The following is a 14582-nucleotide window of genomic DNA, read 5'->3' as shown; positions in this document are numbered from 1 at the left end:
AGCGGGTGCCCGTCAGCTCAACGGCGCTGACCGCCACCCGGGTAATCTTGCCGTTAACATAGCGGGACGTCAGCAGGTTCTGCGTCGGGATGGTCACCGTGACCGGCTGGCCCAGCAGCTTGCTGCGGTCAATGCGCGCGTCCGTGCCGAGCACGGTCAGCGTGAGCGCAAACGACTCGGACATCGCCTCGCGGCCCGTCAGTTTCCAGAACAGAAGCCCCTCCACCGGGAGCTGAACGGTAATTCGGTTGAGCATAATCTTTATTCCATATTGCTTATGCGATTCAGAAAAGAGGTTCGCATCTATGCATGAGCGTCATTTATATATCAAAGTGAATGAGTTTTTTCTCTTTTGCCCATTACGTAAATGAGAGAATATATCTTCAGAAACTCCGATATAACAAACAACCCTAAATTCACCCACACATTTGAAATACCAAACACACTTATCAGAAGTGGGAAAAGAGAAACCGAACATCTGAATGAAATGAGACGAAAGACTTCCTGAATAAGGGCAAACTTAATCGCAACATTTTTTCTCTTAAAAAACATCCAGGCCGAAGCAAAAAGAGAAAGCAACAAAAGCAAATCAAATATAAAAAAGAGGGTTACGATAAAGCTGTAACCGCCTCCTGAAATGACATCTGAGTTCCCTGTGAACGCGATGATATCTGAAATGAAGGGGATCCTGTCCTGGCGAAGTGAATTTATAGCGTAAAGCAAGATAGCCAGTACATCCATACATCCCCAGAAATACCATAATTTACTTTTTAAATTCATAATCCTCTTCTCTGACTCCAGGTATCCATTGCCATGATTTACCACTTACTGCCCAGGCATCATCGCTCTCAAGGTATTTCTGATAAATGGATCGTTGTTCTCCGAAGCGTCTAATTACAGATTTTTCAGATATCAACGCGCGTGATACTCCGTCCAGGTCTGCGGGTAGTGCTGTCCAGCGCTGGATTTTATCGCGCGACGTATTCATGTAATCTTTACCGTCCGATCCAAACACCCGTCCCTCGTCCCCCATGCTCGTCAGGCGATTAATCGCCATGATCACAACATTTTTTGTGCCATGATAATCATCTTCCACAGTTTTCCAGTAACCCGGTCCGTAGTAAGCGGTCGATGGAATAAATGAATCACGCGTTGGGGCTGGTTTTCCAAATAGAGCGACATTGTTTCGGTAACGTTCGAGGATGTAACTCACGAAAGCTGAGCTGTACATCTTCTCATCTACACAAAACAACTCTCCTGACTCAGAGATGAAAAAGGGATATATGGCTTTTGTCCGTTGACGGTGGTCTGTTAAAACTACTTCTCCTGAGTCAATTAACCGTTCAATTTTACTAAGATTTTGTGCGTAGAGAGGATCAAACACGGCATTAGGATTAAATTCGAAGCGACGTCGCAACGTTAAACCATCAATGCTGTGAAATGGATTTAAAGCACCGCGCACCACAACAAATTCACGTCCTACGTCGCTCCGCGCATAAACAGGAGAGACAATCTTTTCGAATTCCTTTGGATGAAGCCTCTGGCTTCGAAGATCGTACACTTCCATAGTTTCTCCTGTTTATATTTCTACGGATTCACCAGCCAGGTACCCGGCCTGGTGATATCCAGCGTCTGGCCACGCGTTCTTCCGTTGCCCTGCAGTTCAATCTTCACCTCACCGGCCGGCAGCTTGAGCGATGCATAGCCGTTGGTCGCCGGACGCAGCGCTTTTGGCTCGCCGTTCACTTTCAGCGTTTCGCCGTCGAGGATGCGGATATAGACCAACGCAACAGGGCTCTCGACAGGCGGTGGCGTCTGCTGTGCCGTCGCCTGCTCGCTCACCTTCGCCGTTTCCGGCTTCACGTCCGGCGTGTTCGCGGCGGTTTCGGTTGGACGCGTCTCGGCCGGTCCCTGTGCAGCCTGCTCAGGCGCATCGTTACCGCCGCTGAACAGCATCGCCCCGGCGACAACGCCCACCAGCACGCCTGCGGCAACCAAGCCCGGGATCTTGTAGCGGTGCCAGTCGAGTAGCGAAGCCGGTTGTTCCTCCTCCACCGGTACCAGCATCGTGCCGGGCTTTTTCGCCGTCAGCACGTCGTTGATACCGGCGACCGGCATCTCTATCAGCGCGGCGAACTCGTCGATTGACTGCGGACGGTCTTCCATGTGCAGCGCAAGCGCGCGGTCGATGGCCTGCAGCAGCGGAATGGAATAGCCCTGCGGCATGATTTCCACCAGCGGTTTGCAGGTATCCTGAATAGAGCGCACCACGCTGACCGGCGGCGGAGAACCCACAATCAGCGTACGCAGCACCGCGCCGAGGGCGTAAATGTCCGTCCACGGGCCCTGCTCGCTTTCGTTGTCGTCGGTGTACTGCTCAATCGGGGCAAAGCCCGGGCGCAGCATGGTTTCCGTTTCGTCGGAGAGATTACCGATGGTGCGGCGCGCGGAGCCGAAATCAAGCAGCACCGGCAGGCCGTTATCCTGGATCTGAATGTTATCCAGAGAGATGTCGCGGTGCAGGTAGCCTTCGTTGTGGATAGTCTTGATCGCGCCAAACAGCATCGGCAGCGTGCGGCGGATCCAGGCTTCGTTAATCAGCTCCGGCTTTTGTTCGCGCAGGCGCGAAAGCGTGGTGCCGCTGTAAAACAGCGTCCCCATGTAGGCCGTGTCGTTTTGCACCCAGAAGCGCAGGACGTGCAGCAGGTTCGGGTGGTTAAAGCGCGCCAGCAGACGGGCTTCCTGAATGAAGCTGTTCAGGCCTGCGGAAAACGCTTTGCCAAAACGCTCGCTGCGCAGTACCAGGGTCATGTCGTCGCCGCGCACGGCGAGCGAGGAAGGCATAAATTCTTTGATAGCGATAGTGCGTTCGAGCTGGTGATCCCACGCGCGATAGACGATGCCAAAACCCCCGCCGCCGATCACCTCTTTGATTTCAAACTCGTTGAAGCGGTACCCGACCGGGAGCGCGTTTGGGACAGTCCGATTGTTATCATTATCCGTCATCTTTTACAGTTCTCTTGATGATTATTACGCGGCAAACTGACAGTGAAACTCGCCCTGCTCGCAGGTGACGTGCAGACGTCGGTACTGCTCGTCGCTGCGGCTGGCGGTAAGTAAGATCTGGCTCATCTGAGGCAGCAGGGTGTTGGTCAGAATAGCGTCCACCATGCGTCCCCCGGACTCCACCTCGGTACAGCGCTGAACAATCTGTTCCACCACGCTGTCGTCAAACTCAGAAATAATGCTGTGATTCTCTTCCAGGCGACGCTGAATGCGCTTGAGCTGCAGGCGAACAATCTGCCCCAGCATCTCGTCGCTGAGCGGGTAGTACGGCACCACCAGCAGGCGACCCAGCAGCGCCGGTGGGAAGACCTCCAGCAGCGGCTGGCGCAGCGCGCCGCTTAACGCCTCAGGCTCCGGCATCAGGTCCGGATCGGCGCACATGGCGCTAATGAGGTCGGTGCCGACGTTGGAGGTCAGAATAATGATGGTGTTACGGAAATCAATGTGGCGTCCCTCGCCGTCTTCCATCCAACCTTTATCAAACACCTGGAAGAAGATCTCGTGGACGTCCGGGTGCGCTTTTTCAATTTCGTCCAGCAGCACCACGCTGTACGGGCGGCGGCGCACGGCCTCGGTCAACACGCCGCCTTCACCATACCCTACGTACCCCGGAGGCGCACCCTTTAAGGTGGAAACGGTGTGCGCTTCCTGGAACTCACTCATGTTGATGGTGATGACGTTCTGCTCGCCGCCGTACAGGGATTCGGCGAGCGCCAGCGCGGTTTCGGTTTTACCGACGCCGGACGGTCCGCAGAGCATAAAGACGCCCACCGGTTTGTTGGGATCGTCCAGCTTAGCCCGCGAGGTTTTCACGCGGCGGGCAATCAGATCCAGACCGTGACGCTGGCCGATAACGCGCTGGTTGAGCGTGTCGGCGAGGTTTAGCACCGCGTCGATCTCGTTTTTCACCATCCGGCCCAGCGGGATCCCGGTCCAGTCGGAGACCACCGCGGCAACCACGTTTTCATCCACAGCTGCAAACAGCAGCGGTTCATCGCCCTGAAGGGCGTTCAGCGCCTGCTGCTGCTCCGCCAGCTGGCTGCGCAGATCGGCGCTATCTTCATCACCCGCCGCGAACAGCGCCGCGCGCAGGCGAATAATTTCCTGCACCAGGCTGCGTTCTTCTTCCCAGCGCAGGGCCAGGGCTTCGCGTTTTGTTTCATACGCGTCGCGTTCTGCGCGTAACGTCGTCACGCGCTCGGCGTCACCGGCCCCCACGCGCGCTTCGCGTTCAGCAATCTCAATTTCCACGTCCAGCGCGGCAAGGTGGCGCAGGCAGTCTTCGAGCTGCGCAGGGGGCGCGCTCTGGCTGACCGCGACGCGGGCGCAGGCGGTGTCGAGCAGCGCAACGGCTTTGTCCGGCAGCTGACGCGCCGGGATGTAACGATGCGACAGCTTCACCGCCGCGCTGACCGCTTCGTCGAGCAGCAGAACCTGGTGGTGCGTCTCCAGCGGCGACACGGTGCTGCGTAGCATCAGAATGGCTTTCGCTTCGTCCGGCTCGTGCACCTGCACCGTCTGGAAACGACGGGTCAGCGCCGGATCTTTCTCAATGTACTTTTTATATTCTGCCCAGGTAGTTGCGCCGATGGTGCGCAGCTGGCCGCGAGCCAGCGCGGGCTTCAGCAGGTTCGCCGCATCGCCGGTCCCCTGCTGGCCGCCTGCGCCAATCAGGGTGTGTATCTCATCGATAAACAGAATAATCGGCGTGGCGCTGGACTGGACTTCGTTAATGAGCGCCTGCAGACGGGCTTCAAACTCGCCTTTCATGCCTGCGCCCGCCTGCAGCATGCCGATATCCAGCAGCCACAGCTGAATATTTTGCAGCGGCTCCGGGACGTCGCCGTCGGCGATGCGCAGCGCCAGCCCTTCAACAACGGCGGTTTTGCCGACCCCTGCTTCCCCGGTCAGCAGCGGGTTGTTCTGACGGCGACGCATCAGGATATCCACCATCTGGCGGATCTCCTCGTCGCGCCCGACAACCGGGTCAATCTTCCCGTCCCGGGCGCGGGCGGTCAGGTCCTGGCCATACTGGGCCAGCGTCCCCTGTGCAGCCGGTACCGCACCCGCCGGTGCGTCGACGGCGGCAGCGGCCTGCTGCGTCTCTTTGCTGTTGGCGCAGATGGTATCGAACTGCTCAATCAGCACCTCGACGTTAAGGCGGGTAAACTGCGCCGAAATGCTTTTCAGCACGTTGGCCAGGTTCCAGGTTTTCAGCATGCCGATCAGCAAATGGCCGCCGCGAATACGGCTGACGCCAAACTTCAGCGAGCCGAAGACCCAGGCGCGCTCCACGGCGCTGTCGATATGCTCGGAGAGATCGGAAACTGAACTGGCGCCACGCGGAAGGACATCCAGCGCGGCCACGATATCGCGCGTCAGCTGCTGTTCGTCGAGGGCAAAGTGGCGGATGACCTGCTGCAGATCGCCATCCTGCTGCTGCATCAGCTGATGCAGCCAGTGCACCAGCTCCACGTACGGGTTGCCGCGCAGCTTGCAGAACGCAGTCGCGCTTTCCAGAGAGGTAAATAACAGCGTATCCAGTTTGCCGAAAAGCACGGCACGGCTAATTTCTGACATGTTAGTTTCCATTAACAATGATTCGGTATACGGAAGGATTACCGCTCTGCGCGATACACCAGATCGCCGCGCGGGACAGGCTGCGGCTGAATGCCCAGCCAGGTGTTATAGCCTAATCGCCCATGACTGCCGAGCGTGGTGCCCTGCACCGCGTCTTCGCGCAGGATCACCCGCGTTTCCCATTCAAATTCTACCCCAGCGTACTGACGCACCCAGTCGCGCAGCTCGGTGACCCACGCTTCACCCGGCAAAAAGCGGTTGTATTCCTCCGCGCTCAGCGGGCCAATATCGATGCGAAACTTGTGCTGCACGTCGCGGACGGCGACGCCGAGAAAGGCCGATTCCCCCATGCGCGGCATGCGGCGTCCTGCTCCCAGCTGCGCCTGCTCGCGCGTGGAGAGCGGCATCCACTGCGGCACGTTGCTGACCAGTTTGACCGGCGCCTTAAAATAGCTGCGCAGGATCTTCTCCAGCCCCTCCGGATCCCGCCCGTGACGGGTCAGGTGCCCGGCGTGGGTAAAGCGGGCATGCGAGCTCAGGCTGCCTTTGTTCATCTGCCCAGGCTGGCCCATGCCAATCAGCGACGCCAGATAGCCCTCAAAGCGCTTGTTATCAGCGCGGTCCAGCGAGACGGTAGGCTGCGCATCCGCCCAGGCGCGGTAAAACAGCAGCGCAAGACGGTGATGGAACAGATCGGCAAACGCGCTGAGGCTGGTGTCCTGATGATGATAAATACGCTCGCGGGCGTACTCGGTCATATGGACCGGGAGCGGGCCGTTCGGGCCAAACAGGCCGAAGCTGAGGATAGACACCTCGTGCAGCCCGCTCTCTTCCCGCTGACGTACGTGGGCCAGCGTCGACGGCGCAAAGCTCATCGACGGCTGCTGGCCGATGCGCAGCGGTTCAAATTTCGGCAGTGGCGCGCGTCCCAGCGGGTAGCGCTCGCCGCCCTGGGCATCAATGCGCCTTAACAGCTGAAACAGATCGTAGCGCCAGGGCGTCTCACGGACGCCGTGCCAGAACGCATCCGGCAGCTTCGTCAGGCGATGCACGCGCAGCGGTGCAGTGGCAGCGTCACTCATATCAACGCCCTTTTACCCATGCGCGGCGCCCAGTAGCCAATCTCGCCGCGCTGCTGACTTTTCAAGGTGAACTCGGTGAAGCTGTTGATAGAGACCAGACGGGCAAAGAGGCGCTCCATCACGCTGCCAAAGAGCCACGGGCTGGCGCCGGAAAAGGCTCGCTCATCCACCGTCAGGGTAATGCCGATCCCGCGGGCGAACACGACCGGGCCGGGTTCAGGCACGCGGCGGTGAACCGGCTCCAGCACGCAGTGGCGCACCCCCTCCACCTGACGCGCAACGGGCGTTTCGGCCAGGTTGGCATAAAGCCCTAACAGCTGGCGCAGCGCGGCCGCCCCCTCTTCGTTTTCGCTGTCCATCAGGCTGAGGTAGTTCATCTGCAGCTGGCTGATAAGCCGCCAGGTGCTGAACCCTTCCGCCAGAGCCGGGCGCGGCGGCGTCGGGCCTTTGCGCAGGGTGAGGGATTTCACCGGCATGGAGTCCGCCACAATAAACTGCCCGAGCTCCTGCTGCAGCATCAGCGGCAGGTCGCGGCTGGTGCAGAGCACCTCGGCAGAGATATAACGCAGGTTTTCCTGCCAGGGGGCATGCTGTTCATCCACCAGCGAAACAAACACCTCCGAGCCGATATAGCCGGTACGGGTGCCGTAGCGCAGGGCGTGCTCGGACAGCACGCGCTGCTCGCGTCGCAGCGAAAAATAGGCCCCGTAGTTGCCCGCATCGCCGCTCCAGGTGCTCCAGAATGGACGAAACGTCTGGTCATCGCGCTGGCCGTCCGCGCTGCCATAAATTTTTTTGACCGCGTAAATTTCATAATCCAGCGGACGAATGTTATCGACCACCAGATGGTATTCATGCTGGCCTTCATTCAGCTTCTGACGCGCCGCGACCTTTGGAAACAGGTTGATGACCGGCGTACAGTGCAGCGCCAGATGGCTGGCATCGACCACGCGCTCCAGCTGTTCATCTGACTTATCCAGCAGAATGAAGATGTCGAAGGCTTTTTCGCCTTCACAGCGCTGGATCAGCGTGCTCAGACCGCTCAGGCTGATGAAGCGGAAGCGGGCCGGAAACGCAAAGTACTCCTGCAGCAGGCGATAGCCGTCAAAGTTGCGCAGATCGTCCGGCAGCAGCGCCTGGTCAGGCTCAAAGCCCTCCTGGCGCAGCGCATCTGACGCCAGCAGCTGTCGCTGCGGCTGCGGACTGACCGTCTGACAGACGATCCCGGCGTGGTGCTCCATCACCAGCTCCAGCAGCTTCAGCGCTTCAATGTCCGGACCGCCGAGGAAAAATTCCAGGCGGTCGAAATCCAGGTGCCCGAGGTTTTGCGGGCCGTCGCAGGCAATGCGGATCCGCAGGGCGCTGCCGATCCCCCGCTGGCTCAGTCCCAGCTGCGCCAGCGGCAGATCGGCGGGGACGCCGCCCAGTTCAACCTTATCGATTTTCAGCGGCAGCAGGTTGACCTCGTGCGCCGTGGTATAGCTGCAGGTCACGCCGGTTTTTTTCAGCGCCAGGCTGTCCATCATGGTGCCACGCGGGACAATAAAGCCTTTGCTCAGGTCGCCCCGGCTGCTGTCGGGCTCAATCTCCGCAATCGCCATCGACGGCGTGGGCGCGAGATAGTTAGGCGCGATCATCTCCAGCAGACGCTGGGAGAAGCGCGGAAACTCCGCGTCCATTTTCATCTGCACGCGGGAAGTCAGGAAGGCGAAGCCCTCCATCAGACGTTCGGTATACGGGTCCGCCACTTCGATGCCGCGCATGCCCAGCCGTCCGGCGACTTTTGGGTAGCGTTCGGCAAACTCGGCCCCCATTTCGCGCAGATAGGCCAGCTCGCGGTTGTAATATTCGAGCAGTTTACTTTCCATGATTACCCCGCATCCTTCAGTTCAAAATGGCCGTTTTCCAGATCGACATCGGTACGAAACAGAAACTCCAGCGGGTACGGCACGCACCATAAACGCCCTTTGATCTCGATGGAGAGCACGTTGTGCAGATCCAGCGAGGAGGTATCCGACACGCAGCGAACCTGCAGCCCCTGCGGCAAAATGCGCGGCTCAAAATTAATGATGGCCTCGGTGAGCTTGCGCTGAATATCGTGCCATTCGATGTCCGACATTCTTTTCCCGGCCAGCGGCGCGACGCCGAAGTTGACCACCGAGCGGTTCACGTGCGGCAAGGCGCTCAAATCGCCGGAGGCATCGTGGTTGATGGTGTTAAACAGCCACTGCAGGTCGCGCAGGACGTTGCGGCGCAGGGCGGCATGGGTGATCAGATTGCTGTTGGCCGACTCGCGCTTTTTTTCCGGGTCGTCATCGGTGAGGCGATCGAGCAGCGAGGGCTGCATTTTGTCGCGCGCCCCCACCTTCTCCTGCTTGCTGCGGGCTTGCCAGCCGCTGCGCAGCAGATCGCCTTCGCCAGCGGGATTACTCATCGGCTCCATCCGTCGCAAACGTCACGAGGCTCAAGGACAGCAGCGGGCTTTCGCTTTGCTCGCTCAGCCAGGCTTTCTGGCCCCTGCCTTCGTAAAGGGTACCGTCTTCGTCGAGCGCCTGCCATTCGGTGGTGCGGCCTAATTTGACCGCATCAGCGGCATCGGCAGCAAAAGGATAACGCGCCAGGATCTGACACACCTGCTCCGTACCGTCGGTCAGGCGCACCAGCGCGTGACGCCAGACCAGATCGGTGACGCTGGCAGGCGCCTGGAAACGGATCTCCGTGATAGCGTTAAACGGCAGCCAGAAATAGCGGCCATTCACTATGGTTTCGCAGACCGGGCCGAGACGGGCATCGCCGTCCATCAGCCAGTCAAAAGCCTGCGTCTCCTCGTTTTCGAGGGTGATGTGACCCGCAGTGGCCTGCGCCTGTTCAAGGGCTTCAAGACGCAGCGCATGCGCGCGCTCGCCGTCCTCGCTCAGCGCCGCGGCAAGGGTAGTCAGCCACGGCCACTGGGTTTCAGGCATGGCCGGTCGCGCCTGTCCCGCCATTACCTGCGCGCGCTGCAGCTCGCCCTGAATGGACTGCTCCAGCAGCGTGACGGTAGGTTTCGCCTGAGGCTTCAGCGCCAGCCAGCTTTTCAGCTGGGTAAGAGCCCGCGTCCAGTTGCCGCTGAGGGTTAAAAACTGCACAAACGCAGCGCGAAGGTCGGCATCCGCCGGACGGGCTTTGATTTCAGCTTCCAGACGCGCCAGCGCATCGTTGAGCGACTCGCCCGCCAGGTGTTGATAAAGCGTATTCATAGCCATTCCTTAATTCGCCGCGCGCCATGCGCCGACGGCCGGATCGCGCAGTTGAGGACGCAGGGTGTCAATCAGAACGATATTCAGCGGAGTACCCGGTGCGACCCAGGCGCTCCACGTTTTTTTCACCGCCGCGATACGCGCCTGCAGTTTTGCGTCATCGCTGGCGATTTCACGGGAAATCTCCACCGCTACGGTGCCGTTGCTCTTCCAGCTGTTCAGGCTGTTATCGTAAGGCAGGATCATCCAGCTCTGGTCGCTGTTTGGGGTGCTGAATACCATGCGCTCTTTGTTGACGGAGGTGATCAGCGCGTTTTCCGGGTCGGCGCTTTGATTTAGGCCGGTCACCGGGAAACCGTGGATGTACGTCACCGCCATCTCTTTCTGTCCGCCGTTGCGGGACTGCGAAACTACGGTGTGTCCGCTCAGCCAGCTGCCGTTGCCGCAGCGGGTGGTGTCAGAATCCGGAATAAAGAGCGCCGGAGCAGAGGCGCCCCCTTCCCAGAAGGTGCGCAGGTGGCAACCGTCCTGAAGCGTAAACTCCTGCCACGGCGTACGGTCGGCGGGAACGGTGCGGGAAGCCACATTTTGATCTGGGGGCAATAACGTGCCGCTGGCTGTGGCAGCGGTGACGGTTGCGGCAGGCGTGGCCTGCTCCTGTTTCACCACCAGCGCCCAGTCCTGCGCTTTGCCTGCGGTACCCTGCGCCAGCGTGGTACCGGCCGGATCGTTGAGCGTCCAGCTGAGTTTATTCACTTTGCTGCACTGGTGCTCCAGCAGTGAGCCAAGACGCGGCACAAAGTTCTCCAGAACGGAGACGTCTTTCTTGCCGTTCGCCACAATGCGCAGCGCCACCTCAGGCTTACACCAGCTTTGCGGCGTGTTGTCTTTAATGTTGTCGATCCAGATATCCAGCTTCTGTGCAGGAGACTGCACGATGCGGAAATTCTCAGCCTGCGCGGTGGAGGTGACCGCCAGAAGTGCCAAACCCGATAGCCAAAGTTTCATATCGTTCCTTGTGTGTCTAATCAGTTCCGCAGGGAAGAAATTGTGCTGCGTCAGAGAGGGTGTGCAGCAAAGTGGTGTCCTGAGGGTTGCCCATCCATACCGCCAGGGCAGTATAGTTATCCTGAGCATTCCCTTCCTGTTCACCATTCTTTTGAATGATTTGGTTCATTAAGGTCAGCCACTCCTGCGGCGTATTGACCATATGCAGCGACTGCTTCATTTGCTCTTCACTGACGCCGTGCCAGAACCCGTCGGTGCAGAGTAAGAATGCATCGCCGTCTTCAACCTGCACCACGTCGCTGTAGCTCGCTTCCGGCCCGCCGTTTTCAATCCCCAGCGCAAGATAGAGCAGGTTGCTGTTCAGGTTGTCGGTCTGGTGTCCGGCATCTTTCATCTGCTGCACCAGGCTGTGGTCGGTGGTCACATGCCACAGCCATCCCCGGCGGAACAGGTACAGGCGGCTGTCTCCAGCATGCGCCCAGTAGGCCAGACCGTAATCACGGTCAATGAACAGACTGACCAGCGTCGTGCCCATCCGGCGATAATCCTGCACGGCCTGCTGCTCGCTGAGGATCGTGCGGTTCGCCGTCTGCACGTAGTCGCGGATGTGCTGCGCATTAAGATGTTTGTCGCCATCGAAGCGGGAGATAATGCTGTTGCGTGCCAGCTCTGCAGCTACCTCACCGCCCGGCAGGCCCGCGATGCCGTCGCAGACGACAAAGCAGGCTGAACGTTCCCCTATGGTTTCTCCCGTCTGATCCTGGTTGCTGGCGCGCGTCCCCTGGCGGGAGAGAGAAGCCGTTGCGATATTCATTTGTCTTCCGATCCGCTCTGTGAGTCTTTGTACTGATTCACCTCCATGTCATACGCATGAAGGAAGGCCTCGCCGAACAGGGTGTGGAAGTCATCCTCAATCTCGCCCGCCGTCTCGCCATAGCTGCGAACAAAATAGTCCCACAGGGCGGCTTTGCGGCTGCCCGGCAGCGCCAGACGCGAGGTCATGCCGTTCTGCTTCGCCTGCTCTTCCAGCTGCTCCGGGTTAAAGGACTGCAGCATTGCCGCGATAATGGCGCGGATACCGGAGATCATGCCCAGCTGGTGCGCCTGCAGATCGATCAGCGCATCGCGCACGGATTTGGTCGGCGGCATAAAGCCCGGCATCGGGGTGCCGAACATCTGGATCAGCACGGTTTTGCCGGTCGGCAACAGCTTGAACGGGTTGTTGGCATCGTCCAGCACCATGGTCATATCGGCTTTTACGCCGCGCTTGAGGATGGAGCGCGAGGAGAGCAGCGCCACCGTTCCCTGAGAGAACATACCGAGGATTTGCCCGAGCTGACGCATATTTTCACGGTCAAACTGCGGAACGGGCTGCATTTCGCTCAGGCCCATGCCTTCCAGCAGCGCCTCCAGAAGCTCGCCCTGCAGCACTTCGCCCTTCTCACCGCTGTTTGCCGTGGCGGCTGGGGCGGCGGCGTTATTGACCGGGTCGATGCGCAGACGGCCCTTAGGGGCCTGGGCGCTGCTGCGCGCAACGGCCTGCGGCGTAGGCATGGTGAAGCCTGCGTAATCCGGTCGCGCGGGCTCTTCTTCAGCGCGCGGTTCTTCCTGCGGCTCAGGGGCGAACAGCGGAGAATCGGCCAGCACGTCCTCTTCCTGCTCAGGCTCCGGCACTGGCGCAGGCTTTTCGGCGACTATGTCATCCGGATGGGTTAACGGCGCGCCGCCCATCAGCCCGAGCGGGTCGTCATTACGCGCGGCTGGCGCGCTGGCCTTGCCGCCAAACAGGGCCAGCGGATCGAGCTCATCCGTCGCCTCGTCTTCTGGCTTAGCGGGGCTATTCTCGCCCGGCGGCACCAGCGTTGACGGGGTAACGTCGTCAAAAATACTCTCTTTCTTGAACAACGCTTCGTCGCTGAACAGCGTGTCCGGGTCAACGTTCTTACGCTCAAGTTTTGGATCGCTGTCGTTGAACATCGCCAGCGGATCTTCAGCGTTACGCTCCGGGGCCGCTGGCTGGGAGAATGGATCGTGCGATGCAGCTGGCTGCGGTTTTGTACGGTTGCTGGAGATGCTGTCGGAAATGGAGAACTCCTGCATCAGGCTATCCCAGATTTCCGTTGGCACGGCGGTCGGCTCGGCCTTCCCGCGCGGTGCGACACTCGCCGGTTTCGGTTGCGGAGCGGGCGCGGACGCGGCTGCCGGACGCGCCTGCTGATGCATGCTGGCCGCCATGCGGCTCACGGGCTGCGTATCGTGGATCAGTTCGGTGACTTCGATACGGTAGTCATCAATACCGAGAATGTCGCCATCCTGCAGCTCAACCTGACGCCCTCGCTCCAGCGGAATGTCATTTAATACCACGCGGGTGACGCTGCCACGGTTGGTCACGCGGCATTCGCCCTGGGCATCAACGTGAACAATGGCCTGCAGACGAGAGATAGTGCGGTCATTATCCGGCAATACCAGATTGTTATCCGTACCGCGCCCAATGGTGCCGCCCGGGGCGTAAAAATCACAGCTGCTTTGCGGCGGCTGATGACCGGGTTTTGTAGAAATAATCGTGAATCGCATGGCGTATTCCTGCTGGTATGATTAGCGCTCAAACGCTGCCGCTCTCGGGGCGAGAACGGCGGCGTTTGGGGTTAACACATTCTATTCAGTCTGCGTAAGCTTAAACTGGCCTGAAGGACCTTCTTGTAAGGTGAAACGGGCAGCATAGCGAACAGAATCGTTTTTCCCTGACACTTTCAGAGCAACATCATATTCTCCGGCTTGCCATGTAATCCCCTGCCACTGGTGACACTGTTGGGTCGTTAACGTCACTTCAGGGCTAAACGTTGACGGCGGCGATACCGCTTTCCACTCATTTCCCGCGCGTTTCATTATGGTGGGCGAATGGCTGGTAACAGGCGCGTCTAACCCGGAGTTAGCGGGAATAGCAAAGCAGGGTTCGTTGTTCTTTAGCGTAACCGAAAGCGACTGATATTGTGCAGGATGAGATACACAGGCACTCACCGTTAATGCGATTGCTACAACACTTAGTAACTGTTTCATAACCATACCCGCCGGTCTTTAGGATTTTGAATAAACAACGATAATACCTGCAGGTATTTATCCTTCAGGTCGGGGCCGATTATTCCCTCAAACCCAGCAATGTTTCGGAAATCACCCAGACCGTAATTTATCAAATAATAAAAATCAGAAATGATAGAAGCCTGCTGCTCCATACCAAAGTCCGATAGTTTTTTATCGGGGGGCAGAGAATAATTATAACTTGCTGCCCAACTGAATGCGCCTCGGGTTCGAACATTCATTCCAATCTGATGCTGCAATACATGCACCATTTCGTGAATAAACCAGTGTTTATATCGCGGAACCTCTATTGAGAAGTCATCCCGATAATGCGGCTCGCGAAAATAGAGCTCACCATTGGGGGTCATCGCGACATCAGTCGACTGCATATTAAACGGCAAATAGCTTTTATTATGGACTTTAACTTCTGAATACTTTATTGCGTCACCAAAAACCGAGCGCGCCAGTGCTATTTCGCCAATGGTGAGAGGACGGGCGCCTCCTTCCTGCAAACTTGCCATGCTATCTTCCT

14 protein-coding genes are annotated in these 14582 nt (G+C 58.6%); all 14 read right to left on the bottom strand.

The window, feature by feature from the left end; translation table 11 throughout:
- Positions 1–256: contractile injection system protein, VgrG/Pvc8 family (locus tag F0319_RS07880; RefSeq protein WP_240168085.1), on the bottom strand; the 256-nt coding region annotated here is incomplete at its 3' end.
- 71 nt (positions 257–327) lie between these two features.
- Positions 328–780 (bottom strand): hypothetical protein, encoded by a 453-nt coding sequence (locus F0319_RS07875; RefSeq protein ID WP_045404275.1) that lies wholly within the window; start codon positions 778–780, stop codon positions 328–330.
- Positions 764–1567: a DUF8093 domain-containing protein gene (locus tag F0319_RS07870; RefSeq protein ID WP_045404277.1), complete on the bottom strand. Its 804-nt coding sequence runs from the start codon at positions 1565–1567 to the stop codon at positions 764–766. Before F0319_RS07870 ends, F0319_RS07875 begins: the two co-directional genes overlap by 17 nt.
- Before the next feature lie 20 nt (positions 1568–1587).
- A complete protein-coding gene (locus F0319_RS07865; protein ID WP_149366616.1) occupies positions 1588–3006 on the bottom strand; it encodes a serine/threonine protein kinase in 1419 nt (472 codons plus the stop codon).
- A 24-nt stretch (positions 3007–3030) separates the two neighbouring features.
- The gene (tssH, locus tag F0319_RS07860) at positions 3031–5646 is read right to left on the bottom strand and encodes a type VI secretion system ATPase TssH (protein ID WP_149366615.1); all 2616 of its coding nucleotides are present in this window, start codon (positions 5644–5646) and stop codon (positions 3031–3033) included.
- A 38-nt stretch (positions 5647–5684) separates the two neighbouring features.
- Positions 5685–6728 (bottom strand): type VI secretion system baseplate subunit TssG, encoded by a 1044-nt coding sequence (gene tssG / locus F0319_RS07855; RefSeq protein ID WP_149366614.1) that lies wholly within the window; start codon positions 6726–6728, stop codon positions 5685–5687.
- Entirely contained in the window at positions 6725–8596 is a 1872-nt protein-coding gene (gene tssF / locus F0319_RS07850; protein ID WP_149366613.1) for a type VI secretion system baseplate subunit TssF, read from the bottom strand. The genes tssG and tssF overlap by 4 nt, the downstream gene beginning before the upstream one ends.
- 2 nt (positions 8597–8598) lie before the next feature.
- Complete coding sequence (gene tssE, locus F0319_RS07845; RefSeq protein ID WP_111964760.1) at positions 8599–9162, bottom strand: type VI secretion system baseplate subunit TssE; 564 nt, start codon at positions 9160–9162, stop codon at positions 8599–8601.
- Entirely contained in the window at positions 9155–9967 is an 813-nt protein-coding gene (locus F0319_RS07840) for a type VI secretion system accessory protein TagJ (protein ID WP_149366612.1), read from the bottom strand. Before F0319_RS07840 ends, tssE begins: the two co-directional genes overlap by 8 nt.
- Positions 9968–9976: 9 nt before the next feature.
- Entirely contained in the window at positions 9977–10975 is a 999-nt protein-coding gene (locus F0319_RS07835) for a hypothetical protein (RefSeq protein WP_149366611.1), read from the bottom strand.
- Between the two features lie 16 nt (positions 10976–10991).
- Positions 10992–11789 (bottom strand): PP2C family protein-serine/threonine phosphatase, encoded by a 798-nt coding sequence (locus F0319_RS07830; RefSeq protein ID WP_014884226.1) that lies wholly within the window; start codon positions 11787–11789, stop codon positions 10992–10994.
- Positions 11786–13549, bottom strand: coding sequence for a type VI secretion system-associated FHA domain protein TagH (gene tagH, locus F0319_RS07825; protein WP_149366610.1), 1764 nt, complete (start codon positions 13547–13549; stop codon positions 11786–11788). The genes F0319_RS07830 and tagH overlap by 4 nt, the downstream gene beginning before the upstream one ends.
- An 81-nt stretch (positions 13550–13630) precedes the next feature.
- The gene (locus F0319_RS07820; protein ID WP_149366609.1) at positions 13631–14038 is read right to left on the bottom strand and encodes a putative T6SS immunity periplasmic lipoprotein; all 408 of its coding nucleotides are present in this window, start codon (positions 14036–14038) and stop codon (positions 13631–13633) included.
- Positions 14029–14571 carry a hypothetical protein gene (locus F0319_RS07815; protein ID WP_021240381.1) on the bottom strand — a complete coding sequence of 181 codons (543 nt, stop codon included), beginning with the start codon at positions 14569–14571 and terminating at the stop codon, positions 14029–14031. Before F0319_RS07815 ends, F0319_RS07820 begins: the two co-directional genes overlap by 10 nt.
- Between the last annotated feature and the right edge of the window lie 11 nt (positions 14572–14582).

The organism is Enterobacter vonholyi (genome assembly GCF_008364555.1).
GTDB lineage: Bacteria > Pseudomonadota > Gammaproteobacteria > Enterobacterales > Enterobacteriaceae > Enterobacter > Enterobacter vonholyi.
This window is presented reverse-complemented; position numbering and strand designations above follow the sequence as displayed.

Coding starts and splice junctions, on each gene's coding strand:
- F0319_RS07875 (WP_045404275.1), bottom strand. CDS start 780: ATGAATTTAAAAAGTAAATTATGGTATTTCTGGGGATGTATGGATGTA.
- F0319_RS07870 (WP_045404277.1), bottom strand. CDS start 1,567: ATGGAAGTGTACGATCTTCGAAGCCAGAGGCTTCATCCAAAGGAATTC.
- F0319_RS07865 (WP_149366616.1), bottom strand. CDS start 3,006: ATGACGGATAATGATAACAATCGGACTGTCCCAAACGCGCTCCCGGTC.
- tssH (WP_149366615.1), bottom strand. CDS start 5,646: ATGTCAGAAATTAGCCGTGCCGTGCTTTTCGGCAAACTGGATACGCTG.
- tssG (WP_149366614.1), bottom strand. CDS start 6,728: ATGAGTGACGCTGCCACTGCACCGCTGCGCGTGCATCGCCTGACGAAG.
- tssF (WP_149366613.1), bottom strand. CDS start 8,596: ATGGAAAGTAAACTGCTCGAATATTACAACCGCGAGCTGGCCTATCTG.
- tssE (WP_111964760.1), bottom strand. CDS start 9,162: ATGAGTAATCCCGCTGGCGAAGGCGATCTGCTGCGCAGCGGCTGGCAA.
- F0319_RS07840 (WP_149366612.1), bottom strand. CDS start 9,967: ATGAATACGCTTTATCAACACCTGGCGGGCGAGTCGCTCAACGATGCG.
- F0319_RS07835 (WP_149366611.1), bottom strand. CDS start 10,975: ATGAAACTTTGGCTATCGGGTTTGGCACTTCTGGCGGTCACCTCCACC.
- F0319_RS07830 (WP_014884226.1), bottom strand. CDS start 11,789: ATGAATATCGCAACGGCTTCTCTCTCCCGCCAGGGGACGCGCGCCAGC.
- tagH (WP_149366610.1), bottom strand. CDS start 13,549: ATGCGATTCACGATTATTTCTACAAAACCCGGTCATCAGCCGCCGCAA.
- F0319_RS07820 (WP_149366609.1), bottom strand. CDS start 14,038: ATGGTTATGAAACAGTTACTAAGTGTTGTAGCAATCGCATTAACGGTG.
- F0319_RS07815 (WP_021240381.1), bottom strand. CDS start 14,571: ATGGCAAGTTTGCAGGAAGGAGGCGCCCGTCCTCTCACCATTGGCGAA.